General features: G+C 45.2%; 16 protein-coding genes. 2 read left to right on the forward strand and 14 right to left on the reverse strand.

Annotated features, from left to right (window positions below):
* Nucleotides 1-66: 66 nt before the first annotated feature.
* The 6 genes from KDM92_RS08600 to moaA form a co-directional block, all read right to left on the reverse strand.
* A complete protein-coding gene (locus tag KDM92_RS08600; RefSeq protein ID WP_212683951.1) occupies nucleotides 67-1,449 on the reverse strand; it encodes a NarK family nitrate/nitrite MFS transporter in 1,383 nt (460 codons plus the stop codon).
* A gap of 208 nt (nucleotides 1,450-1,657) precedes the next feature.
* The gene (locus KDM92_RS08605) at nucleotides 1,658-2,443 is read right to left on the reverse strand and encodes a Crp/Fnr family transcriptional regulator (protein WP_212683952.1); all 786 of its coding nucleotides are present in this window, start codon (nucleotides 2,441-2,443) and stop codon (nucleotides 1,658-1,660) included.
* A gap of 136 nt (nucleotides 2,444-2,579) precedes the next feature.
* A complete protein-coding gene (locus tag KDM92_RS08610; RefSeq protein ID WP_212683953.1) occupies nucleotides 2,580-3,224 on the reverse strand; it encodes a response regulator in 645 nt (214 codons plus the stop codon).
* A 50-nt stretch (nucleotides 3,225-3,274) separates the two neighbouring features.
* Nucleotides 3,275-5,200 (reverse strand): type IV pili methyl-accepting chemotaxis transducer N-terminal domain-containing protein, encoded by a 1,926-nt coding sequence (locus KDM92_RS08615; protein WP_212683954.1) that lies wholly within the window; start codon nucleotides 5,198-5,200, stop codon nucleotides 3,275-3,277.
* Nucleotides 5,201-5,271: 71 nt separating this feature from the next.
* Nucleotides 5,272-6,003, reverse strand: a complete 732-nt coding sequence (locus KDM92_RS08620; protein ID WP_230408247.1) for a carbonic anhydrase — start codon at nucleotides 6,001-6,003, stop codon at nucleotides 5,272-5,274.
* Between the two features lie 30 nt (nucleotides 6,004-6,033).
* Nucleotides 6,034-7,050 carry a GTP 3',8-cyclase MoaA gene (gene moaA / locus KDM92_RS08625; RefSeq protein ID WP_212683955.1) on the reverse strand — a complete coding sequence of 339 codons (1,017 nt, stop codon included), beginning with the start codon at nucleotides 7,048-7,050 and terminating at the stop codon, nucleotides 6,034-6,036.
* 343 nt (nucleotides 7,051-7,393) lie between these two features.
* On the opposite strand from moaA, the gene KDM92_RS08630 reads away from it, so the two are divergent.
* Entirely contained in the window at nucleotides 7,394-9,475 is a 2,082-nt protein-coding gene (locus KDM92_RS08630) for a sensor histidine kinase (RefSeq protein ID WP_212683956.1), read from the forward strand.
* Between the two features lie 93 nt (nucleotides 9,476-9,568).
* On the opposite strand, the gene KDM92_RS08635 is transcribed toward KDM92_RS08630, so the two are convergent.
* The 8 genes from KDM92_RS08635 to KDM92_RS08670 form a co-directional block, all read right to left on the reverse strand.
* Nucleotides 9,569-13,642 (reverse strand): two-component regulator propeller domain-containing protein, encoded by a 4,074-nt coding sequence (locus KDM92_RS08635; protein ID WP_212683957.1) that lies wholly within the window; start codon nucleotides 13,640-13,642, stop codon nucleotides 9,569-9,571.
* A 219-nt stretch (nucleotides 13,643-13,861) separates the two neighbouring features.
* Nucleotides 13,862-15,175 (reverse strand): hypothetical protein, encoded by a 1,314-nt coding sequence (locus tag KDM92_RS08640; protein ID WP_212683958.1) that lies wholly within the window; start codon nucleotides 15,173-15,175, stop codon nucleotides 13,862-13,864.
* Nucleotides 15,176-15,386: 211 nt separating this feature from the next.
* A complete protein-coding gene (locus KDM92_RS08645) occupies nucleotides 15,387-15,839 on the reverse strand; it encodes a hemerythrin domain-containing protein (RefSeq protein ID WP_212683959.1) in 453 nt (150 codons plus the stop codon).
* A gap of 188 nt (nucleotides 15,840-16,027) precedes the next feature.
* Nucleotides 16,028-16,771: a peptidylprolyl isomerase gene (locus KDM92_RS08650; RefSeq protein WP_212683960.1), complete on the reverse strand. Its 744-nt coding sequence runs from the start codon at nucleotides 16,769-16,771 to the stop codon at nucleotides 16,028-16,030.
* 82 nt (nucleotides 16,772-16,853) lie between these two features.
* Nucleotides 16,854-17,537, reverse strand: a complete 684-nt coding sequence (gene narI, locus KDM92_RS08655; RefSeq protein WP_212683961.1) for a respiratory nitrate reductase subunit gamma — start codon at nucleotides 17,535-17,537, stop codon at nucleotides 16,854-16,856.
* Nucleotides 17,538-17,555: 18 nt separating this feature from the next.
* Nucleotides 17,556-18,242: a nitrate reductase molybdenum cofactor assembly chaperone gene (gene narJ / locus KDM92_RS08660; RefSeq protein ID WP_212683962.1), complete on the reverse strand. Its 687-nt coding sequence runs from the start codon at nucleotides 18,240-18,242 to the stop codon at nucleotides 17,556-17,558.
* 192 nt (nucleotides 18,243-18,434) lie between these two features.
* Complete coding sequence (gene narH / locus KDM92_RS08665; RefSeq protein ID WP_212683963.1) at nucleotides 18,435-19,988, reverse strand: nitrate reductase subunit beta; 1,554 nt, start codon at nucleotides 19,986-19,988, stop codon at nucleotides 18,435-18,437.
* Nucleotides 19,985-23,719, reverse strand: a complete 3,735-nt coding sequence (locus KDM92_RS08670) for a nitrate reductase subunit alpha (RefSeq protein ID WP_212683964.1) — start codon at nucleotides 23,717-23,719, stop codon at nucleotides 19,985-19,987. Before KDM92_RS08670 ends, narH begins: the two co-directional genes overlap by 4 nt.
* Nucleotides 23,720-24,211: 492 nt before the next feature.
* Here KDM92_RS08670 and KDM92_RS08675 point away from each other — a divergent pair, with 492 nt between their 5' ends.
* On the forward strand, nucleotides 24,212-25,537 hold the full coding sequence (locus KDM92_RS08675) for an ATP-binding protein (RefSeq protein WP_230408248.1): 1,326 nt from the start codon (nucleotides 24,212-24,214) through the stop codon (nucleotides 25,535-25,537).
* The last annotated feature ends 38 nt before the right edge of the window (nucleotides 25,538-25,575 follow it).

A 25,575-nucleotide genomic window follows, 5' to 3' on the forward strand; every position in this document is an offset into this window, starting at 1 on the left:
TACAAAAGTAGAAACAAAAAAACCCGCAATCACTTGCGGGTTTCTGTGGTCGAACTAAGCTACCAATTAGCAAGGCATCTCAGCATTTTTACGTGAGTAGAACCACCAAGTAATCACCATGCAACTGATATAGAAAGCGATGAAAGTGTACAAAGCCATATCAGGGGCGCCTGTAATTTTGATGGAAGTACCAAAGCCCTGAGGAATAAAGAATCCACCATAAGCACCAATCGCACCTGAGAAACCTAAAACAGCAGCAGATTCTTTTGCTGCATCCAAACGCGCTTGTCTAATCGCAGCTTCACCTTTGCCTGCACTAGCACGTTCTCTTTCTGTTTGAAAAATAATCGGGATCATGCAAAACGTTGAGCCGTTTCCTAAGCCAGTCAAAATAAACATACCAATAAATGAGACTAAGAACACAGTAAATTGGTGTGCGTGCAAAGCGGGCAAGATACCGAAAGCAATCACTGCTGCCATTGCCGCGAAGACCCAGAATGTCAAACGTGCACCGCCCAATTTATCGGACAAGATACCACCGACCGGACGTGCTAATGCACCAGCTAAAGGGCCGAGGAAAGCAAACTTTGCGACATCGACTTCAGGAAACTGGGCTTTGATCAACATCGCAAATGCTGCCGAGAATCCGATGAAAGAACCAAAGGTACCGATGTATAACCAGCACATTAACCAGTTATGTTTGCGTTTAAAAATGATTGCTTGATCAGAGAAAGACGCTTTGGCAGAGGCAATATCATTCATGCCAAACCATGCTGCAAGCGTCGCTACCAAAATGAACGGTACCCAGATAAAGCCCGCATTCGCTAACCAAAACATTTTGTCAGTATTGGTTTTAACATTGTGATACAAGAAGCCATCACCAGAAATCGCCGCACCAAATACTGCAGATGAAATCACTAGTGGTGCGACAAACTGTACAACTGAGACCCCAAGATTACCAATCCCAGCATTCATACCAGTTGCATAACCTTTGCGTGATTTTGGGAAAAAGAAGCTGATGTTCGCCATACTCGAGCTAAAATTACCACCGCCGAGGCCACACAATAAAGCGAGTATCAATAAGGTGGAATAACTGGTTGTTGGATCTTGTAAAGCGAAGCCCATGCCAATCGCTGGAATCAACAAACTCGCAGTAGATATCGCGGTGAAACGACGACCACCAAAAACAGGAACTAAAAAAGAATAAAAAATTCTCAGCGTTGCACCCGACAGTGCCGGCAAAGCAGTCAAGAAAAATAGCTGATCTTTGGTGAATTTAAATCCAGCCTTATCCAAGTTAGCAGCCACCACACTCCACAGCATCCATACCGAAAACGCCAACATCAAGCATGGTATTGAAATCCACAAATTTCGATTTGCAATGCCGTTACCTTCTTTTTGCCAAAATCCACTATCCTCCGGCTCCCAACGACTTAATACATGTCCCATCTCGTACTCCTTCACTGAATTAATCTCACATTTAATCTCAAATTATTTTTGATGTTAGAGACTCTTTATGCCTGCCGATTTGTACTTACCAATGACAGTTCGACTGCACAAAGAAAAACGCACCATCCTGAATGTCATATTAAGGATGGTGCGTCTATTTGAGAATTCTACGTATGGGGATAGAGCGATCCGCAAAAGTAGGAGTTGATCAGCCAAAAGAACTAGTCCGAACTCCCTGCTCTACATGTAATTCCGGCGTGATACGTCGTGTTAAGGGGCGCACATTACTTTTAGCAGTTGGTGTTTCTTGTACTGCACTAGTGCTTGCGTACGCCTTCAATGCCGTCATGCAGTGAATATAAATTCGCGATGCACTAACACGGATTAAGTTTAATTCACTTAAGTGATGCAACATTCGAGAAAAAGTCTCGGGCGTCAGATTGAGTAAAGATGCCACCACATTTTTCTTTAACTCAAGGCGGATGTCATTGCTATCTTGGGTAATAGCAACCTGTACCAAATAATCGACTACCCTTTGCATGGCATTATGTGATGATTGTCGTTCTACGCTGCGGATAAATCCAAGCAAACGATACGACAAACCCGTCATCATTTGACGTGCAATTGTTGGCGATTGGTCGAGCAATTTAAACAGCGCATTGCGCGGCAAACGCAGTAACAATGAAGGCTCTAAAGACTCTGCATAAAATGGATATGGCTCATCTAAGAACAGCATAGCTTCACCAAAACATTGACCTGGTCGAATTAACTCAACGATCTTGTCACTGCCATTGGACGATGGAATCGCCAACTTCACCAAGCCGTAGACCAAAATAAAACAGGCATCCGCTGTATCGCCTTTTTGAAACAGACTTAGACCTTTGTCTAACTCCATTTTCACGACTTCCTTTTTTAAGCTTTCTAACTCAAACGGCGAAATATGGCGAAATAAAGCCTGATTCGATAAAAGTCCATCAAGATTAATCTTACTCATAGCGAGTCCCCCATCTTTTAAATGTGTGTAACACAGTGTAATCGGGGAAGATTAGGGTCGACTATACGTCGTTAGGAGTAGTTCGGCGTTGCAGATGGCTAGTCATTATTTATCGAGTTGACAATCTTATGCGTAATTACTTGTCCATCCCATGCTCAACCGCATAGACCGCAATTTGCACACGGCTAGTTAGGTTAAGCTTCTTCAGAATGTTTTGAACATGAATTTTGACTGTGCTCTCAGCAACATCAAGATTGCGCGCAATTTCTTTATTGCTTTCACCACGGGCTAGGCACACCATCGTCTCGCGTTCACGTGGCGTCAGTTTTTCACGTTCTGGTGCAGTTGATACGTTATTCCCTGATCGAAATTGCATGACCAACTTGGCTGTCATCGATTCCGCAATCACAGGCTCCCCAGCAGCCGCACGTTTAATCGCTTGCGTTAGATAATCCGCTTCAATATTCTTCAACAAATAGCCACGAGCGCCACTCTTTAAAGCGGTTGTCAAGTCTTCTGCTTCTTCTGAGACTGTTAGCATCAACACTGCCGTATCGGGCAAATCTTCAACGATCAATTGCATTGCTTCCAACCCAGATAAGCCTGGCATGTTTAAATCCATTAACACGACATCAGGCTTTAATTGTTTTGCGCGTTTGATACCTTCCAAACCATCAGAGGCCTCGCCAACAATTTCGAATTCGGGATTGCGTTGCAAAAGCAAACGTATGCCACTACGAAACAAGCTGTGATCATCGACTAATAAAATTTTTATGCTCATGTCTCTACAATTTCTTCGCTAAATTGTTTACTAAGTTTAAGCCACCAAAACTAAGCCACTAAGCGTTCAGCACGTTTCAAGTGCAATGCAATGGTCGTGCCTTGGTCAACCGAACTCTCAATCGAAAACTGTGCAGCAAGACGCTCGGCACGTTCGTGCATAATGCGTAAGCCAACGTGACTATCACCTTTTTGCGCAACCTTACTCATATCAAAGCCAGCACCATCATCATGGACAGTCATCACAAAATCACGATCGTTTGCAACCTTGACTTTGACCTCGCTCGCTTGCGCATGTTTACGCACATTTGATAAGGCTTCCTGCAAGATAAACAGCACTTGCAATTGCTGCTCAGGCGCCAATTGTGCGCCATCACCACTAATTTCTATCGTCGCATGTACGCCAGTTTGACGCTGAAATTTAGACACCACGTTACGCATTTCAGATTCTAAATTACTGTCTTGCAAACGGGTACGGAAATTTAACAAAAGCTCTCGCACATCCTCGTAACTTTCTTGGATTCCTGCACGTAACAGTGGCGTGATATCGTGAATTTCTTCGACATCATTGCGCTTCAAGGAATCTTCCAACATCTGCACCTGCAAGTTCAAGAAGTTAAGCCCTTGTGCAATGCTGTCATGCAAGCCTTGCGCTAACAAATTGCGCTCTTGCGACACTGCGAATTCTTTTTCTCTGGCAATTAATCGCTGATTTTCAATCGATGAACCTAAGTTTTTACCCAAAATTTCTAGCAAGCGACGTTCCTCGCCTTTCACTACACGTTCTTGGGAAAAATGCAGAGAGAAACTACCGATCACTTGATCACGCGCTTGAATTTGAAACACTGCCAAAGAGATATATCCTTCCTCTTGGCAACGATAACGCTTTTGTTGATCTAGCAGACGAAAATCACGCACTAAAATAATTCCTTTCGAAGTAGCTGCTCCACACAAGCAATCATCTTTTTTAATGCAATGCTCTTCCTCGATCATTTTCTCAGAAATACCTTCGTGTACCGTGATATGGACATTACCTTTATCACTATCAAGAATACGAACCGTGCCACCGTCGGCATTCATTCTCTGCATAATTCTATGTAAAAATCCACGGCACAATTCTTCAATCGCATGAGGACCAGACAGAAATGCCGCGATCTCATACATCGTACTAATTTCGTGATTCTGCGCTTGTAGCTTCGCGGTCTTTTCTGAAACACGATCTTCTAGAGTTCTATGCACAGTTTGCACATGATCGGCCATTTGATTAAAGGCTTGCGCTAAGACACCAAATTCATCTTCGGTTTCTATCGGAAGTCGCACGCTTAAATCATCTTTACTCATACGCGCGATACCCGCTTGCATGCGCGTCACTGGTCCAACTATCCACAAATACAAAAGATAAAGTAAGGCGATACTGGCGGCGAGCGACATAAAAATCAAGGCGGTCTGACACAGCCTTAACCACGTCGTTTTTTCTTCTAATTCGACCTCAACTAGCGAGACCAGCTGATTAATGTTTTTGACGAATCCCGGCAATTGCGCAGCGTAATCTTCTAGGGCAATTTGCTTTAATTGTGGATCGGTTTGCGCCACAACTTTCTGCGCGTTGACTTGAATATGTTGATGCCAATCTTGCTGCACCTTTTTCATTTGCTCACGTATCGATGTCGTTTGTGGCAAGAACAAGGGGCGCTTGGCATCACCATGTTCAAGATCAGATAAGGTACGATTAAATTCTTGCAACTCTTGTATAACGCTATTACCTTTCTGCGGATGTTCTAACACCATCGCCAAGCGATAAGAGCGCATACGTAAACTACCTGCCTCATTAATTGCTGCACCACCACCTTCTAACTGCCAAGACAATAATAAGGTGTAACCAATCGCAGCTAAAGTCAAAGCCAAACCAACTACCGTCGTCATCAAAATACGAAAAGTCAGGCGTTTGCCTATCGGTAATTGCTTGGAGGAATCCATATGACTCTTTTCTAACTCGCTGTGTTTTTCACTTTGATTGATCTGCTATTGATCGACCCTTGATCAATTACTCAATCAACCAATTCTGCATTTTTGCTGACTTCTTCTGTCGTTTCAAGAGATTCAACTGTATCGACACTGCTTGCGTGCGGCACACCAAGTGGACAAACCATAGGCAGAAAGCTATCGGTACGGTCAGAGTATGCCAGCAATGCGCCGTTAGTCATATCGAAATACCAACCATGTAGCGCAATTTCGCCACTTTGTTCACGTTCTGCGACCCAAGGGAAGCTACGCAAATTATTGAGTGACAAGATAATCGCTCCAAGTTCGCAGGCGTGAACTTGTACTTCTTTGCTGCAGTGACTTAATTGGCTTAACACTTGCTGTTTAACCGGTTCAACAATACGCATCCAACGACCAATAAAATCAATCTTACGGCTCGGTTGATAGCCCTGCATTAATGCCCGTATGCCACCACATTTTTCGTGCCCCATGACGATAATACGCTTCACATTTAAAGCTTCTACCGCAAACTGTATCGCTGCACTAACCCCTTGTTGATTGCCAGATTCATTACATGGTGGCACTAAATTCGCCACGTTCCGAATCACGAAAATATCACCTGGATCACAATCAAGTAGTAAAGCCGGGTCAACCCGCGAATCACAACAGCCAATTAACAAGGTAGTCGGATTCTGACCATTATTCAACTTATTATAAAGCGGCTTCTCACCAGCAAAATATTTGGACTGAAAGCGTTGAAACCCTTCAATAAATTGGTGAATATTACGCACTTCCATCTTCAACCTCACTCTATTTTACTCAGTAGACTATCCACCGGTTTGTGACATAAACCGGATAATTTTATGTCTTTGTGTCGCGAACTCGTGGCGCTCTGGCTTGAGTTCTATCGCTTCTCGTATCGCTTGTTCAAGTTCTGCATCGCTGATGCCCGCACGCAATAAAGGACGCAAGGCAAATTGCTCATCTTGACCCAAACACATATACAGCGTGCCATCGACCGCCAAACGCACCCGATTGCAGCTGGCACAAAAATGTTGGCTAATCGGTGAAATAAAACCGATCGTTCCTTGCCCATCTCGACGTGTCCAATAGCGAGCCGGACCGCCACCCAATTCTTCAGCCGCTGGAATCAAATCGAACTGACGCACCAATTGGTCTCGAATCGGACCAATGTCGCGGTATTGACTATTTTGTCCTGTGCTACCCATCGGCATCGCCTCAATTAGGCGCAAAATGAATCCTTCGTTAAAACAAAATTCCGCCATACGGGGAATTTCATGCTCGTTGACACCGTCCATCACCACCATGTTGAGTTTGATAGGCTTAAATCCTGCCTGCTTGCCAGCTTGTAATCCCGCCATGATGCTGGCGAAGCTATCGCGCCCCGTGATATTTTCCATACAAGCTTTATCTAGACTATCCAGACTGACATTGATGCGGCTCACACCAGCCTGATACAAAGCCTGTGCATGCTTATGCAATTGCGTCGCATTTGTCGATAAAGAAATGTCTCGAATCTCTGCATGGCTAGCCAACCGCTCCACCAACTGCGGCAAATTGCGTCGCAATAATGGCTCACCACCAGTCAAACGCACGCGCGCTACGCCCAAGCGACCAAAGGCAGCAACCACTCTTTCAATTTCCGCAAATGTGAGCCAATTCTCCGGCTCCTCAAAGCCGTTAAACCCTTTAGGCATGCAATAACTGCAGCGCAAATCACATTTATCGGTGACAGAGACACGCAGATAAGTTAATTGCCTCCCAAAGCGATCAATCAATTGCGCTCCAGAAGCCGATGCAGGGGATATAGAGAGATTTTTCATGCTGTCATTTTGTGCCGATTAAAGCCACAGCACAATTCGCCGCCAAGCTAGATCATCTAGTTCTTTTGGGGGATAAATCTTGTCCCAGATCAAATTTTGTCGGTGTTTGCAAATATCAAAAGTAATTGGAATAGACATGCTTGAAAGTTTGCGCACTTACATCATCAAAGAATAACGAAAGCACAACGGCAATTGCAAAATTGTGCGACAAACAAGAAAATCCATTGATCAACTATCAAAAAATTGCTAGCCTGATTCATAGACGCTATGACAATGCATAAGCAAAGTTGTGCACATTTATATCTCTATCGCAAGAGAACATTTTTCATACGATATTGTGGTCATGCATAAAGTAATCAAACTGCTTTTAGTTGTATTGTGTTGGCAACTCTTTGATTGCTCGATCGGCCGCGCTACAGCCAAAGTATTGGCTCTACAAAGTAGCACTAGCGCCGTCAATTTAAAATCGCATTGGCAGGTTCTAGAAGATAAATCAGGCGCCCTCACGATTGATGACATCTTACGACTAGACCAAGCAGATTCAAGCCAGACTGAGCGCATTCCAAAAAATGTAAACGGATTTAAATTATTGAATGGCAATCTAAGCGCCTCTTATACACGTTCGGTCTTTTGGTTGAAATTAGATTTACAACGGCAAGATCCGGCTGCATCAACAGAGTGGTGGATGGAAGTAACGCCGAATATGCTCGATGATGTGCGTGCATATCATGTAAAGAATCAAAACATCATTAGTACACATCGGTCTGGTGATCATACCCGCTTCGTCGATGGTGAAACGCGTCATCGACTAGCGGTGTATCGCCTAGCAATAGCAGATACTGAAAAACACAGCATTTATATACGCATACAAACCAGCAGTGCATTGTATTTCAGTGCGCACTTGTATACGCCGCAAGCTTTTGCCGAGACAAGTAATTTTCAATCGAGCTTGATGGGCGTTTTTTACGGCATCATGTTGGCAATGATTGCCTACAATCTCATTTTGATGTTCGGTTATCGCGATAATGCCAATGGTTTTTATTTGCTCTTATCTGCACTCACATTGTTAGTTGGTTTCAATAATAATGGTCATCTAGCTCTATATTTTGAACCCGATAATATCTGGGTAGTTGAGTTAATTCAAAGCCTCGCGGTACCCAGCCTATTGCTGTTTTATTCGCTGTTCATATCCAGCTTCTTACAGTTACCCAAAATCATGCCGAATATCGCCAAAGGATTTCGGATACTACAAATATTTGCGGTACTAATCATGATTGCAGTACTAGCGGGATATAACAGCTACGTTGCCGCCACAGCGCAAATTCTCGCTTTTATTCAGATGATTGTAGTGATTCCTATCGGCATGCTGATAGGCTGGCGCGGCTATCGTCCGGGCTATATTGTGGTAGCAGCGACAACCGCATGGGTTGCTGGCGGTTTATTAGTCATCTTACGAAATCTCGGTGTGATTGAAAGCTCATGGTTAAGTGAATATGGCTTCCAGATTGGCGCTGCTATTGAAATCATCTTACTCGCCTTAGCGCAAGCAGATCGTATCAACATCATTAAGAATGAAAATGCGCTAGCACAAGCGCAACTGCTTTCTATTTCGCAAAAAGCCGAACAAGAATTAGAAAGCAAAATCCAGCAACGTACAAAAGAAATGGCAGAATTAATTGAACGCTTGGAAAAACTCGATAAACAAAAAAATGAATTCTTGGGAATTGCCGCCCATGATTTGAAAAATCCGCTAACCGGCATCATTGGTCTCAGCGATTTAATGCGCAAACTCGAACCAAGCATCACACCCGAACAGCGCTATAGTTATCTAGAAAGAATCAGTCGCAGTGGCAATCGCATGATGCATATCATCACCAATTTGCTCGACGTCAATGCGATGGAATCGGGCAATACCAAACTCGAAAAAAATGCGATCAATATTGTTGAACTTTGCCATCAAGTCTTAATTCAATACGAACATAATTTACGCGCAAAAGAATTACAGTATCAACTAAATTTTTCTGACACAGAGTATGCAAGCAATCCACCTAGCCTGATGGTGTCGGTCGACCAAAATGCGTGCTTTCAAGTGTTAGATAATTTAATTTCAAACGCGATCAAGTATTCACCTATCGGCAAACTGATCACCGTTCAATTATCGCGACATGAAGAGTTCGCGCAAATTTGCATTCAAGATCAAGGACAAGGATTAACCGCAGAGGACCAGCAACGTTTGTTCGAACGGTTTAGCAAACTATCGAGTGTGCCAACTGCAGGTGAACATTCGACTGGTTTGGGACTGTCTATCGTCAAGAAACTCACCGAAGCGATGGGTGGTACCGTCAGCTGCGAGAGTGAGTTTGGCAATGGTTGCTGCTTTATCGTCGAATTGCCGCTAGCTCAAACGAGGGACAGCAAAGACTAACTCATAGCCGCCAATATTAGCTGTGATGAAGACTAATTGAATAGCGCGAACAATTCAAACCGGATTTACAGCTCATCCAAAAAATAGTTAGTATCAATTTTGATCTACCTGATTAACACGATCAGGTGCAACAAGTGGCAACACCATAATGAAGCGACTACCTTGTTCAAGCTCACTTTGCACTTGAATACTTCCGCCCAAAATAGAATGAATAATGTTGTAGCAAATATGTAGTCCCAAACCACTACCGCCAGTACCAAGTCGCGTGGTAAAGAAGGGCTCAAAAATTCGTTCCCTATTTTCTTGTGCGATGCCGACACCGTTATCTTCGACAATTAATTCCACCCGCGCTGCATCTAAAGCGCGACCCCGAATCAAGATGAGCCCATTTTTGCGTTCATTAAAACCGTGTACCATGGCATTGATAATCAAATTATTTAGAACCTGTCCTAAAGAACCGGGATAACTATCCAGAACCAAGTCTCCTGCAATTTCTACGCGAATCTCATGGCCTTCTCGCTTGCTACGATTAAACAAGGTTAAGGCAACTTCCTGACAGAAATGGTTCAAATCAAAACTACGACGTTGGTCAGAAGTCTGATCAACCGCAATTTGCTTAAAGCTACTCACTAAATTGGCGGCACTGGTTAAACTACGCACCATTAAATCCGAGGAACTAATGGCGCTAAGCGTGTAGTTCTCTAAATCAGAACGACGTAGTTGATTTTCCTTTACTTTTTGCAAGAACTCCTCGGTCATTTCTTGCATCGTACTCGCCATCAATAAGCTATTGCCGATCGGTGTATTCAGTTCGTGTGCGACACCCGCCACCAACGATCCTAGCGCCGCAAGTTTTTCTTGCTCGACCAACTTTGATTGCGTGATTTTTAAACGACGATAGGCTTCAGCATTGTCATACGCAACGCCGGTGTAAGAAGCTAAGGTACGCAAGATGTTTAAATCGTTTAAACTAAATGCATTCGCCTCTTTACTTAATGCTCCCACCACACCCATGACGCGGCCACCTAAAATAATCGGTACATATACGCCAGAACGCGAATCTTCTGTCGGAGTTCCATCTTCCAAACGCACATAAACTTCACCTGTGCGCTTCGCCATAATCGGATCCATCTCTCGACTATCGTGGACGATTTCGTTCACAATCAACTCTTGTCCGCTCAATACACAACGAGTAGCTGGTTGTTCCTCTGCATCCAAACTACGCTCGTAAGGCAAAATTAACTGATCTCCTTGCACCGTGTATTCAAAGCTAATAACGCGTCTATCCCAGTCAACAATACCAACGCCAAATGTACTAGCTCGCACCATGCTGCGAATATTTTGATACAGGGTATTAAGAATCTCTCGTTTATCCAGCGAGGAAGTAATTTGCAAACCGATTTCACTTAATCGCCCGATATCATTACGCGCACGTTCAGCGATTTCTCTTTGTGCTTCGGCTAATTTTTTTTGCGCTAATACCTCTTGCGTTTGCGCCTTTACCTGCTGCTCTAGATACAGTTGATTCTCACGAATGGCTTTTAAGCGCACATGATAGGCAAATCGTAGTGCGCTCAAGCCGATCACGATCCACATCCCATACCACCACCAAGTTCGCCAAAACGGTGGGGTCACAACGACAGTTAAAATTTCGGTACTTTCCCCCCACACACCGTCAGGATTAGCGGCTTTTGCCATTAATCGGTAAGTACGGGCATCCAGATTGGTGTACGTGGCGACGCTACGATCTCCTTGTCCATAAATCCAATCTTGGTCATAGCCTTCCAACTTCCACGCGTAACGATTTTGCGTACGATTATAGAAATGTAAGGCGGCCAATTCAAAGCTGACCATGGTTTGCGTGTGATCTAGCTTGATTTGTTTGCTCGCACTTAAAGGGCCGTCTATGCCTAAACTTTTTAAATCTGCTAGGCCGCTCTTTGCAGTGGTTTCGGCATCACCAACTTTACTCGTATTTTGATTGGTGTTTGCCGCGCTATCTGTTTGATTGTCTGCCATCGTAAGTGACTTATTAAACAGCAAAATATCACTCAAAACGACGCGTGGCGCCACTCTATTTTCCCAAATATTTTGTGGATGAAAATAAGTCAAACCGACCCCACCAAACAGCATACCGCCATCCGGCATTCTAGTCGCAGCAGCAAAATTGAAAGCGCCATCAAAACGTCCAAAAGAAGGAAAGTTATGCCCCTCTCTCGTTTCTGGACGCACGCGCATTAAACCGCGTTCACTACTCATCCAGATCTCGCCGTTTTCGGCGTCTTGCATGGCTTCGATTACATCTTTAGGAATTTGCGGGATATCCGCCCAAGAGACGAGTTCCCACGCATTAGCGCCAACCGCCCCTGCTACCGGCTTCACTTCCAATAAGCCACCTAAAATCGTCGCCGCCCAAATACGACCACGCCTATCTTGTCGTAAGGCGGTCACACCTAATTTCTGTGGAGTTGGTAACCACGCAGACGCTTTACCGATCGCTAAAAATTTTTCCGCTTGTGAATCGAAAATAAATAAGCCGCCTTTACTGCCTACCCACAAACGTTGTTGTTGATCAATCAAAAGACTATCAATTGCATCATCGTTTATCCAATCCGGGCGATTCAGTTCCGCTTTATAGATTCGAAAACTGCCGTCCGGCTTGATCCGATAGAGACCAACACTGGTACCGGCCCATACTTCTCCATGCTGATCTTGCACCAATGAAGTAAAGCGCGCACCGATAGGAAAACTTTTGTCAAATTCAATCTCACGACTAGATTGCGTTATCGGATTAAAAATCTGCAAGCGCTCGCCACCTACCCACAATTGCTTTTTACTATCCAACATCAAGGCACGTATATATTCCACCCCCATTTGTTGTTGCGTGAAGCGCTGTGATTCACCGCTAGCAAGATGCAAACGATTTAAACCACCTCCCAAGGTGCCAAGCCAAGCATGCTCATTTCCATCTGGTAAAACAGCAGTAACTAAACGATGTGATAGGCTGCGTTCATCCCCTGGAATATTCAGATAGCTGGTAAAACTACGCCCCTTCAAATCCACTAAATTTGCGCCATAATCACTGGTACCTACCCATAAGCCACCGCTCGCATCTTGCATCAACGAGGTAATCGAATCGCCACTTAAACTACTATTGACCGATGGCCGATTACGGAATTTTTCCAGCATCTGTTGGTCGTCGCGCCAACGTAGTAGTCCTTGATCATCTCCCATACCTAACCACATAGCATGTTCATGATCTTGCAATATCGCAGTGATGCTTGCATTCGGTAGTTTTAAATTGGACGGTAAAGTCAGCGATTTGAGCTGATTCTGCTGCAAAGTCCATATTTGCAAGCCATCGGTCAATCCAACCCAAAGTTGCCCATGACGATCGAATGCTAGACTACGTACTTGTGCAGATGATTGTGCCAACGCCTTGGCTTTTGCTTGCGCTGCACTGATGTTGACACGATGCGTCAATTTCCCTTGATGATCAATACGCGCGATGGTTTGGCCCTGTCCTATCCAAATCCCGCCTACCTTATTACCAGTATTATTGAGTTGATTATCGCTAATCAATGCGCGCACTTCACCAACAAACTCGCCAGATGCGGCACCTTCAGCTCGCCAGCGAGTAAATTGCTGACTAGTTGGATCAAACAACATTAATCCAGCCGCAGTTGCAATCCACAAACCACCGCGATCTGCTTGCGTGATGCCATACACCACTTGCTGCTTCAAATCCATATCGGTAGGCATCGCGATACGCTGTATCGACTCTTTGCGCAAATCCAATACATTTAAACCGCGTCGCGTTCCTATCCACAAGCGTTGTTGATCATCTTCAAATAAACTGAAAATACGATCATGGCTAATGCTGTTCTCGTTTGCTGGTGCATGTGAAAATAAACGAATATGTCTGCCGTCGTAACGAACCAAACCATTTGCTGTTCCCATCCACACAAATCCATTGCGTGTTTGATACACGGTCATGATGCCAGTACTAGGCAAGCCTTGATCGATACTAAAATGATCAAAGCGCAAACGATGCAAGGAACCCGCATTCGCAAGACTGCAAAAAGCCATTTCGGCTAGCAATAATACAAAGCCAAGCAGACAATTTGCGAGAAGCAGACGCAAAGATGGGACAAAAAGAAGTTGCAAGTGTTAACCCCTTATTGAGACCTGTATGACGAACCTGAACGACGAACCTAAATGGTGAGAGCACAGTTAGGGAATCGCTAAGCTGAATTGCTAAGGTGTTCGATAGCAACTATAACAGACAAAAAGTACAGAAGAAAAATACTTCTGAATAGTCTAAGGTTTATTGATGCAACTTCTACAAGAAGTTAATTCATTATTGGACGATGTACTTTATTTAACCTAAGTCGAGGTTTTTGATGGAAACAAAACACGTCGCAACTCACGACGATAACGCGCTAGGCTCATCAACAACATCACTGCCAACATCGCTTGAGAAAACGCAAAAACGATGCCGCCGATGAATTTCCAATGAATAGGAGCGATTGGTAGGCATAAGAGACAAAGCAAAGCCAGCACAGCGCTACACGCCTGCCAACGTAAACGCGTCGGTGGCAAAATCACTTGCATACTTGGAACCCGTTGTCCCATAGGAGTTTGACGACGCAAATGTAAGAAAATCAAAAACGGAATGATTTTCCCTAGCATCGCATTGACTGGCATCACTGCACCACCAACCAAGCACAATACGCCTATCCACCAAGGTAAAACACTCTGCCATTCACTTGATAGATAAGATGTCAGATGAAGGAGTATCAAAAGCAGACCCGCTGCACTAGCCCAACTCATGGCACAAACCAGCCACAATACCCATGCAGGATCAAAACGACGCTTTGCACCAAGTAAGGCGCGCATCGACACCAACGCCAAAGCCATCACAAACAAAGCCAGTGCCGATAAAAAACCATCCAACAAGCGCTCAGAGAGCGGCACAAACAACAACAGCAAACCTAACCAAAGATCCCAAGGTAAGCGTCGATGCCAAGTCAAACTAGGACGATTAGTTTGCCAAAACATGGGCACCACAGTTGACGCTACACCAAGTACCAGACAGGCAATCCAGCCGACTAAACCCCAGGCAACATGCAAGCGTAAAAAGTAGGCTATATCGACTTGCCACCATGCCGCAAATGCCCCCGCCAACACCACCCCGAGTCCAATTACCATGCTCAAGGGGAGGACAATTCCACGTAAAGTCTTGAGGCTAGCATCGGGCTGCGATGGCAACACAATCCGCCAAGCTGCTGGCGCTAATGCCAGCACGATGGCGCCATATAAAAATACGGCGAGCCAAGCAGCCACAGAAAAACCTTGGCGATCACCTGCTAAAAATCCCACGCTTAAGCCAGCGGCAATCGCAGTCGAGCCAAGCGCAACAAACGGTGCAATCCATTTCGCAGATCGTACCACCTGCCCTGCCACCACTGGAAACAATTGAAATAAAGCTCCAACCATAATCGGCGCGAGCATTCCCAACACCAATACATGGGTGACGGCTAACACTAAAGGTGAAAAACGATTGGGTAATCCTGCTTCGGGACCAAAGGCGAGTAGCAAGCCTGCCGCTACACCTAACCACGGCGCGGGCAACAGACATCCAAAAATCGTTGCTGGCGAAGGTGCTAGTTCATAGTTGAGAATTTTTGGGGCTGACATCGCTTCGCCTCTGCGATTGGAACATCTGCTTGCTGTCGGGCGGTTTTGCGCATCGCACGCAGTATATAACGTACTAACTAACATACTAACTAACGTACTTTTTATGTGAACTTCAGCCTGAGTTTAAGGCATTCGCTTTTCAAATTGCTCCGCCTAAGCAAGCTATGCTAGCTTAGGCGGAGCAAAGAAGCTTGCTAAATCGAGATGATAATTAAGCTGCACAAGAACAAGCACCACCACAACCGCCCATACCAAGTACCGACATCAAATTCGGCACACTACCACCGCACATAGGGTAGAGAATATTTTCTTCTTTCACATTATGCTGTTGAATCAAAACATTCAGTGTATCGATGGTTGCCAAGGCCGATTCAATTTGTCCTTGTTCAATTTCATCCATGGCTTGATCACGCAATTGACGGATCTCTGCATGTTCACCACGCATCACCACGGTAGGGCCATTCGTCATGCCCGTGGCTTTTTCAAACGCCGGAAATAAGCGCTCTTCTTCCAAGCGAAAATGATGCTCTAACTGCTCATCAAACAAACGGAAATTTCTACCAGCCGAGGACAGATCGGCTTTATGCAAAGCGGCTTCGACACGATTTAATTGATCGTCACATTCTTGGTGTTGCTTTACTAAACTCATCATTGCTTGAGACATGATTGACTCCTACCTAAATTGAAAATCTTTGCCGCAGAGGCGCAGAGGACGCCGAGAATTTCTATTTACCTCGTCAACACTTAAATCTTATAAAACTTAACAAACTTAAGCATGATTTAAAGAAGGCTCAATCTCGATAAAAATACCTCTGCGTACTCTGCGTACTCTGCGCCTCTGCGGCGAAAAAACTACTGCACCAAAGGCGTGTCCGCCCCTGCCAGCTCGATACCACTGATCTTGGCTTGTCCGACCATTAATTGCAAATACTGGCGCATCGCATGATCGTGGCTCGCTCTTTGCATCGCGTCAGCGATCTTGCTTTCAACTTGCTCGAATGGCAGTAATTTTCCTGCCAATTTACGACCTAGTTGCACGATGTGCAGACCGAATCTGGTTTCTACCAAACGTGGCACGATCTTGTGTTCTTCTGCAGAGAAAATCACTTTTTCAAATTCAGGAACGGTGTCGCCACGCGTTAATTGGCCGAGATTGCCACCGACTTCGCTTGATGGACAGTTTGAATTTGCTTTTGCCATCGCGGCAAAATTGGCTGGATTGTCCAACAAATCTTGCAAGACTACTTCGGCATGACGTCGCAAATTACCTAGATCGAGCGCAGGAGTCACTTGGAATAAAATGTGATTTGCTTCGACCAATTCACCCACAGTAAAACGCTGTGGATGCGCTTGATAGTGACGCAGACATTCTTCTGAACTTGGCTTAGGTACGACGACTTCACGTACTAACAAAGCTTCGATTTTGTCTTCATCTTCACCTGACAAACCGAGTTCATTAGCTTTATCTAATAAGACGCGACGCAAAACCAAAGCCGTCATCGCACTCTTCATTGGATCTGCCGTGCCTTGATGTTCAGGCAGTTCTTTCTCCATCTCAGCATCGCTGAGTTCGTAACCATTGACTATGACGGGCATGATTGCCTCCTAAAATTTTTTGCTGGCAATTTGATTCATTGTCGCTCCTGCGTAGGCAGGAACGACAAGCTAGAAGTTTCGATCAGCGTGGACGTACCAACTGCCATGCACGGCTCAAATAACCGACAGAAGCAAAACCACTCCATACGTGGACTAAACGAGTGAACGGGAAAATCACAAACAAAGTCAAGCCCATAAACAAGTGCGCCTTAAACAAGAACGGTGCAGTGACGATATAACTAGCAGCATCACCTTTGAAGGTAACGATGTGCTGCGCCCATGTCATCAACAAGACCATCATGTGCCCATCGCGATGGTGTAAAGATTCGAAGATGGTAGACAAGCCCAAGCCCAAGGTGATGAAAATCCACAATAACAAAACTTTGTCACCAGTTTTGGTCACGGCAGAGATACGTGCATCGGTAAAACGACGGTGCATCAAAATCAACAAGCCAACCATACACAAAGTACCAAACACGCCACCCATCACAATCGCAATCATTTGTTTGAAGCCGTGTGATACACCCAAGGTATCCCACACGATTACTGGTGTCAGCAAACCGACCATGTGACCGAAGAACAAACCGAGCACGCCGATGTGGAACAAGATATTGCCAACACGCAGATTGCCAGCATGCAGCATCTGAGAAGAATCACTCTTCCATGTGTATTGCTCACGTTCGAAACGCGCCAAGCTACCGAACAAGAAAATCGCTAAAGCGATGTAGGGATAAATCCCGTAGATAAATTGATGTAAGTAGTCCATCACTGACTCCCAAAAAGTTTAATTTGCAGCTGCTTGATTCGCAGCCTTGGGTTGACGTGGATAAAAATTCACAGCCTGCGCGCCTCCTGATGCAGCACCCGATGAGCACGACAATCCCGGTTTCAACAAAGGCTCAACACCATCCACACCTGGTCCAAAAGTTTCCATTGCATCGTCCATATCGCGCACTGGTGGCTCACCTTGTTCTTGCGGAACAACATCAGTAAATGCGGTCAACAATAAGAATGCGTTCGCGTACGGGCTGTCTTTGCGTTGCAAACGAATACCGATAGCAGCCAATACATGAATCGCTTCTCCGAGTAATTTCTCAGCGGTTTCTGCATCGACCAAGCTTAAAAATTCCAAGAACAGTGGCACGTAATCCGGCAATTCGCTCGCTTCTGGTTCAAAACCATAACGACGATATTCCGAAATTAAATCGACCATTGCTTGACCACGATCGCGGCTCTCACCGTGAATGTGCTCGAACAAGTGCAGTGCAACTGAAGGAGTACGATCGAAGGTTCCCACGTAGTTCTCTTGCACACTGATCAAATCACTCTCTTGCAAGTAATTCAGCAAGGGCTGGAGAGCATCAGCTGCCTCTTGATCAGCTGCTAATTCAGTACGAATCTCTGGCAGAGCAGCGATCAGATCTGGCTGCGGGTAACTCAGTAGCGCGGATAAAATGCGATAAATTTGCATACGATTTCCTTTATTCTTTGTGGCGTTGTTGGCGTCGTTTTATGCTTTAACATTCCCTCTCCCGCAAGCGGGAGAGGGTTAGGGTGAGGGGCGTTCAGAAATCCGAATAATTTGACGTTGCCAAATAAAATCTGTTTAACTTTATCAACCGCCCTCATCCCCTACCCTTCTCCCGCTTGCGGGAGAAGGGAGTTACTCAGTCGTTGAAAGTTTCTTCCGCGACTTCGGCATATCCACAAAAATCACACTACCCTGCGGCTTCTTACCAAACAAAGCACCATCAGAAGTACCGCCTGAGCAACCATTACCAAAGGTAAACCCACAACTACCTTTTTCGTTGAAACTATCTTCCACCATTTCTTTATGGGAGGATGGAATCACGAAACGGTCTTCGTAGTTCGCAATCGCCATGGTTTGATACATGTCTTCGACTTGTGCTGCAGTCAAACCGACTTGTTTCAAGACATCATGATCGAGTTCACCATGCACGACTTCTGAACGCTTATAAGCACGCATCGCCAACATTTTTTCCAGCGCTTCCAAGACTGGCTCTTCTTTGCCTGCTGTTAGCAAGTTCGCTAAATAGCGCACAGGAATACGCAAGGATTTCACATCAGGAATAATGCCGTTCATACCCATGTGACCTGCTTCTGCCGCCTTTTGGATTGGTGATAAAGGTGGTACATACCAAACCATAGGCAAAGTGCGATACTCAGGATGCAATGGGAAAGCAATCTTCCATTCCATCGCCATTTTGTACACAGGCGATTTTTGCGCTGAAGTAATCCAGCTTTCTGGAATACCATGCTTGCGTGCTTCAGCGATCACTTCTGGATCATGCGGATCCAAGAAGCAATCCAACTGCGCTTGATACAAATCTTGCTCATTGGGTGTGGAGGCAGCTGCTTCAATCTTGTCGGCGTCGTACAACAACACGCCCAAGTAGCGAATACGGCCTACGCATGTTTCAGAACAAACGGTAGGTTGGCCTGCTTCGATACGTGGATAGCAGAAGGTACATTTTTCCGCTTTGCCTGAACTCCAGTTGTAATAAATCTTTTTGTAAGGGCAACCAGAGATACACATACGCCAGCCGCGGCACTTGTCTTGATCGACCAACACGATGCCGTCGTCTTCACGTTTGTAGATCGAACCAGATGGGCATGACGCCACACATGCTGGGTTCAAACAGTGCTCACACAAACGTGGCAAGTACATCATGAAAGTCGATTCAAAGGTACTGTACATTTCTTTTTGTACGCCTTCGAATAACTGATCACGACTACGTGAACTAAATTCACCGCCTAAGTCATCTTCCCAGTTCGGGCCCCAAACAATCTTGTCCATTTTCTTGCCAGTGATCACAGAGATAGGACGTGCTGTTGGCGGTGTTTGCGACAATGGCGCGTTTTGCAGACGCTCATAATCATAGGTGAATGGCTCGTAGTAATCGTCTATCTGTGGCAAGTTAGGATTGGCAAAAATATTGGCCAAGATGCGCAATTTGCCACCTTGTTTTGGCTCTAATTTGCCAGCCTCGTTTCTATGCCAACCGCCTTTCCATTTAGCTTGATTTTCCCATTCTTTAGGATAACCAATGCCAGGCTTGGTTTCGACGTTATTGAACCAGGCGTACTCAACGCCATCACGACTGGTCCATACGTTTTTACAGGTCACGGAACAGGTGTGGCAACCAATACATTTATCAAGGTTCAACACCATGCCTACTTGTGCGCGAATTTTCATGACGCTGCTCCTTCAGATTCTTCTAACTTGCCTTCTAACCAATCCACTTTTTTCATCTTACGCAAGACCACAAACTCGTCGCGATTGGAACCAACTGTGCCGTAATAGTTAAAGCCATACGCCTGTTGGGCATAGCCACCAATCATATGGGTTGGCTTCAACACCGCACGCGTCACCGAATTATGGATACCGCCACGCATACCGGAGAGTTCCGCACCAGGTGTATTCACAATCTTCTCTTGAGCGTGATACATCAGGCACATACCTTTTGGCACACGCTGACTGACCACCACACGCGCTGTCAAAGTACCGTTACTGTTAAACACTTCGACCCAATCGTTATCCACCAAACCGGCTTCTTTCGCTTCGATCTCAGAAACCCAGACGTGTGGGCCGCCGCGACTCAAGGTCAACATACGCAAGTTGTCAGAGTAAGTAGAGTGGATACCCCATTTTTGATGCGGTGTAATCCAGTTCAACACGATCTCTTTTTCACCATTCGGTGATTTGTTCATCATTGGTGCCACAGTCTTGGTGTCAATCGCTGGTTTGTACACGCACAAACCTTCACCAAAATCGAGCATCCAACGGTGATCTTGGTAGAACTGCTGACGACCAGTGAGCGTGCGCCATGGGATCAATTCATGTACGTTGGTGTAACCAGCGTTGTAGCTGACTTCTTCCGATTCCAAACCTGACCAAGTCGGTGCAGAAATAATCTTGCGTGGTTGCGCTTGTACATCGCGGAAACGGATCTTGTCATGTTCACGACCCACGGCCAGATGCGTATGATCGCGACCAGTGATTTTTGATAAAGCTTCCCATGCTTTGACGGAGACATGACCATTGGTTTCTGGTGCAAAGGTCAAAATCATTTCGCAGGCATCGATCGCTGTTTCCAAACGTGGGCGGCCTTTTGATACGCCCTCTTCTGTGACTACTTTGGTGATGCCACCGATTTCATGCACTTCGTGTTCGGTATTCCAATTAATACCTTTACCGCCATTGCCGAGTTTGTCTAACAAAGGTCCGATTGAGGTGAACTTTTTGTAGATCTCTTTGTAATTACGTTCCACTACGACAAAGTTTGGCGCTGTCTTACCAGGAATCAAATCACACTCGCCTTTTTTCCAATCTTTTGGTTCAAAGGCTTGACCCAATTCGCCCGGTGTATCGTGCATCAATGGTTGCAAGACGATGTCTTTGCGTGTGCCGAGATAGTCGCCACCGATTTCGGTAAATTTCTTGGCGATACCTTTGTAGATTTCCCAGTCGGTTTTACTTTCCCACAAAGGCTGCACTGCTTCACTCAATGGGTGAATGAATGGGTGCATGTCGGAGGTATTTAAATCATCTTTTTCATACCAAGTCGCGGTTGGCAACACGATGTCGCCATACAAGCAAGTCGTGCTCATACGGAAATCCAAGACCGTCAACAAGTCCAATTTACCTTCCGCTGCTTCTTCACGGAATTTGACTTCAGAAGGTTTCACCGCTTCATCTGGATCATCAAACAAGGCATTTTGTGTGCCGAGCAAATACTTCAAGAAATACTCATGGCCTTTGCCAGAACTACCGAGAATATTCGAACGCCATACGAACATATTGCGTGGGAAGTTCTTAGGATTATCTGGGTCATCGCAACTCATATTCACTGCGCCAGACTTCAAGCTTTGCTTCAAGTATTCTTGTGGCTCCATGCCCGCTGCTGCCGCTGCATCACACACATCTAATGGATTAGTTTCCAACTGCGGTGCAGATGGCAACCAACCGAGACGCTCAGATTTGGCATTCATATCGATCATGCTCATGTGGCTGACTTTGGATTTATCTGCTGTCGGCGCGAGGATTTCATCGATGTGCAATTTTTCATGGCGCCATTGACTCGTGTGCGCATAAAAGAAGCTAGTACCGTTCATTTGGCGTGGTGGACGTGTCCAGTCAGACGCGAACGCTAATGGTACCCAACCGAATTGTGGACGGAGTTTTTCTTGGCCCACGTAATGCGCCCAACCACCACCAGATTGACCCACGCAGCCGCACATCATCAGCATATTGATGATGCCGCGATAAATCATATCGTTGTGGTACCAGTGGTTCAATGCCGCGCCGACGATGACCATACTCTTACCATGCGTGTCGTGCGCATTTTGCGCGAACTCACGCGCTACTTGAATCACTAATTCACGTTTAACGCTAGTATGTTTCTCTTGCCATGCAGGTGTGTATGGCACGTCGTCATCGTAGGATGAAGCAACCGCACCGCCCAAACCTTGATCCACACCGTAGTTCGCCATCGACAAGTCATACACAGTCGCTACTAAAATTTCAGAGCCATCTGCCAATTGCACTTTGCGTGCAGGCACATTGCGCAATACCATATCATTCGCATCTGCACCGCCGAAGTAGTTAAAGCCTACGCTAACAACTTCATCATGCTTAGCAACCAAACTCAATTGCGGATCGATCTCACGACCTGAACCACCATCTTTAGTTTCCAAGTTCCAACGACCGACTTTTTCGCCGTCGTTAACTTTGCCTTCACCCCAGCGATAACCGATCGAACCATTGGGTGCCACGATTTCATTGGTGTTCGCATCAATTGCGAGTGTCTTCCAATCACCGTTATTTGCCTCATTCAAGCCACCTGGCAATTGCGAAGCACGTAACATTTGATCTGGCACAAAACTACCATTGCGCTCAACCAAGCGAACCAACATAGGCATGTCTGTATATTGTTTCACATAGCTGCGGAAATAATCAGACTTGCCACCAAGGTGGAATTCTTTCAAGATCACATGGCCCATCGCCATCGCCAAGGCCGCATCCGTACCTTGTTTTGGTGCCATCCAGATGTCACCAAATTTCACCATCTCACCGAAGTCAGAAGACACCGCAACGGTTTTCGTACCTTTGTAACGAACTTCTGTGTAGAAGTGGGCATCAGGTGTACGTGTTTGCGGCACATTCGAACCCCACACCATCAGGTAAGTAGAGTTATACCAATCGGCAGATTCTGGCACGTCGGTTTGCTCACCCCAAATTTGTGGACTCGCTGGTGGCAAATCACAATACCAATCGTAGAAAGACAAACAAGCGCCACCGATCAAAGACAGGTAACGTGCACCGGCTGCATACGACACCATCGACATCGCTGGAATTGGTGAGAAGCCAATCACGCGGTCTGGGCCGAATTTCTTCACGGTGAAAGCATTCGCTGCTGCGATAATTTCTTGCGCGGTATCCCAATCGGCACGCACAAAACCGCCGAGGCCGCGCACAGATTTGTAGCGTTTAGCTTTTTCTGGATTTTGACTAATCGACTCCCACGCTTGAATTGGGCCCATAGTCTTACGCGCTTCTTGCCACATCTCCATCAAGCGGCCACGAATCATCGGATATTTTACGCGCTGTGCAGAATACACATACCAGCTATACGAAGCACCACGAGGGCAACCGCGTGGTTCATGGTTAGGCAAATCAGGGCGTGTGCGTGGATAGTCGGTTTGTTGGGTTTCCCACGTAATCAAACCGTTCTTGACATACACTTTCCAAGAGCAAGAACCAGTACAGTTCACGCCGTGCGTAGAACGCACAATCTTGTCATGCTGCCAGCGACTGCGGTAAGCGTTCTCCCACTGTCTATCCTCATCCACCACCGCACCATGTCCGTCAGAATAGGTGGATTTCACCTTAGACATGAACTTCAATCTATCCAGAAAATGACTCATCTCAAGCTCCTTGTTGTTTGAGATAGAGCGAACCTAATATTCACTCTACTTTGACATGATCAAAGTTTAGAGAGTTGAGCCGCCTACGCCCATTCTTCGGAGCGGTGTCTGAGGCTAAGCATTGGCACTAGGGTGGGATAGTTCTTTGGAACTAGGTTATAAAAAACCAACAAAGATAAATCAGGTTTAGCTCTAAAACTCCTGGCTAACACAAAGTTTAGAGATCTAAGACCATGCTATGCCTTTCCCAAAGATAGATATGTTGAGATGAATAAATGTTTTTTTATTATGTTGTTTATATTGCGACTTAACATTCATCGAAACACAAATAGTAAGAAAAGAACATCTTGATTAACAATATTTAAAACATTGCCGCTTGCAAACAATCACCCACCCACTAGTATGAAACTAGAAGCATGCAGACAAAGTGATGCGCATCAATACGTGAATTAAATTTCGAGCATTACATACTGCGGCCCTAAGGAGAGGATGATGGATGCGCAAATGGAATACTTCGATCTGGCACTCGCCGCAGAATTCACTGAGCTCCAAAACCTGCAAGCAAATCCTCACGCATCGGTGAGATTGACATCGCATGAGCGGTTAAGGTATTTGATTGAGAACACACCTGCAATTATTTACAGTAGCGTTCCAACCGGCGATTTCAAAATGACTTTTGTGAGCAGTAATGCTCGCCGGATTCTTGGCTATGATCCTGATTTAATGGTTTCCGACCCAAACTTCTGGTTTGAACACATACATCCTGACGATAAGCCAAATATATTTTCTAGCTTATCGATGTTATTTGTTGAAGGTGAACGAACCTATGAATATCGATTTCGAGATATCCAAGGGAACTATGTCTGGATGCGCGATATGCTACGACTAATTCGCGATGAATCAGGTAATCCCATAGAAGTAATCGGATCCCTGACTGATGTTAGTGAACGTAAAGCAATGGAAGAATCACTACACAGAAAAGGTGAAGAGCAAAAGTTACTCATTCAACGCTTACAAGAGGCGCAAGATCAACTCTTACAATCTGAAAAAATGGCTTCAATTGGACAGTTAGCCGCTGGAATTGCGCACGAGATAAATAATCCGATCGGATTTGTGAATTCTAATCTTGTATCTCTCCACAGCTACATAGAAGATATGTTTGATGCAATTGATCAGCTACAGTCAGTAGCTCACGAAACTAACGCTTTAAAATGTAAAGAAATCAGAGAGAAAGCAGATTTGGATTTTCTTGAGACAGACATTGCAGAACTTTTCAACGAATCACTTGATGGACTAAAACGAGTTAAAGATATCGTTCAATCGCTCAAAGACTTCTCACATGTTGGAGAGACCGAATGGCAAGAGGCCGATCTCATCCAGGGAATTGAGAGCACATTGAACATCGTCTACAACGAGATCAAATACAAAGCAAAAATTCAAAAGAAATATCAGCCGCTGCCACCTGTTCGCTGCGTGATATCACAAATAAACCAAGTTGTTATGAATCTCTTAGTGAACGCTTCCCATGCAATTCATGACAAGGGTGATATTTCAATCAGTACAGGGCACGCAAATGATCAGGTTTGGATCTCAATATCTGATACCGGTAGCGGCATTCCTCAAGACTTAATCAATCGAATTTTTGAACCCTTTTTTACGACCAAACCAATTGGCACTGGTACAGGTCTTGGTCTTTCACTATCCTACGGAATTGTTAAGAAACATCGAGGAAAAATTGAAGTAAAAAGTGAAATTGGCAAAGGAAGTGAATTTGTGATTCGATTACCACTGGATCCTGATCGAACACAAATTAACTAATTTTCTCAAAATGCTCTGAAGTTGCAAGTGGGGGCAAT

The organism is Affinundibacterium baiyunense, assembly GCF_018139645.1.
In the GTDB taxonomy this organism is placed as follows: domain Bacteria; phylum Pseudomonadota; class Gammaproteobacteria; order Burkholderiales; family Burkholderiaceae_D; genus Undibacterium; species Undibacterium baiyunense.